We start from the raw sequence: 1253 nt of genomic DNA, 5'->3' as shown, positions 1-1253 counted from the left end.
TGTAGTGGCATAGTGAATCTGGCCACCTGATTTTGAGTGTATGATCACTCACATAATGAATCAGGTGAAGACGATGGCGAAAACTAGAAACTTCAGTCCGGAATTCCGTTTGGAGGCTGCTCAATTGGTGGTCGACCAAGGATACACAGTGAAAGCTGCCTGCGATGCCATGGGTGTCGGTAAATCCACCATGGAGTATTGGGTCCGTAAACTTCGTTCCGAACGGGCAGGCAAAGCACCCAGAGGCGAGGCCCTGACCACAGAGCAGCGTGAGATTCAGGAACTGAAGCGCCGCCTTCGTCGGTCGGAGGAAGAAAAGGAAATCTTAAAAAAGGCTACCGCTCTCTTGATGTCGGACTCCCTGAGCAATTCTCGATAATCGAGCGACTTGAAGAGAGCTATGCGGTGCAGCGCCTGTGTCGGGTGTTTGGGGTGCACCGCAGCAGCTACCGGGCCTGGCGAGACCGGGACAGAGGGCCTTGCGAGGCTGAGAAGGCGCTGCTGGACCAGGTTGTCGAGGCGCATGCTGTCAGCAACGGATCTGCCGGCGCTCGCAGCATTGCCAAGATGGTCACGCAGGCCGGAACGCCACTGAGCCGGTACCGTGCTAGCAGACGAATGAAGCAGTTGGGGCTGGTCAGCACGCAGCCGCCAGGGCACGCTTACAAGAAGGCGGATCAGCCACATTTGGATATCCCGAATCTTCTTGATCGGGAGTTCGACGTAAAGGAGCCCAATCAAGTGTGGACCGGAGACATAACCTATCTTTGGACCGGTGCGCGCTGGGCTTATCTGGCTGTTGTGATTGATTTGTTTTCCCGTAAACCGGTGGGGTGGGCCATATCCTTGTCACCGAATACAGACTTGGTGAAGAAGGCTCTGACGATTGCGTATGAATCCCGGGGAAAGCCTTCAGGAGTCATGTTCCATTCGGATCAAGGGTGCCAGTACACCAGCCTACGATTCCGGCAGCTGCTCTGGAGTTATCAAATGAAACAAAGCCTCAGCCGACGAGGGAATTGCTGGGATAACGCTCCGACAGAGCGCTTCTTCCGGAGTCTGAAAACAGAATGGGTGCCGGAAATCGGATATCCATGCTTTGCCTCGGCGAAGCAATCGGTCACGGACTATATGATCGGATATTACAGCGCACTGAGACCGCACAAACACAACGGTGGATTGCCGCCGAATGTGGCAGAGAAGGCCTACTGGAAAACTCAAAAGACGGTGGCCTAAAACACTTGACCACTACA

1 protein-coding gene is annotated in these 1253 nt (G+C 54.4%); it reads left to right on the top strand.

Annotation, left to right across the window (positions count from 1 at the left end):
* Positions 1-73 precede the first annotated feature (73 nt).
* A protein-coding gene (locus ACSSVV_RS20985) for an IS3 family transposase (RefSeq protein ID WP_085987383.1) occupies positions 74-1236 on the top strand; the annotation gives its coding sequence in 2 pieces (ribosomal slippage) (positions 74-323 and positions 323-1236; 1164 coding nt in all).
* Positions 1237-1253: the final 17 nt, after the last annotated feature.

This window comes from Marinobacter sp. MBR-105, assembly GCF_053628895.1.
This window is presented reverse-complemented; position numbering and strand designations above follow the sequence as displayed.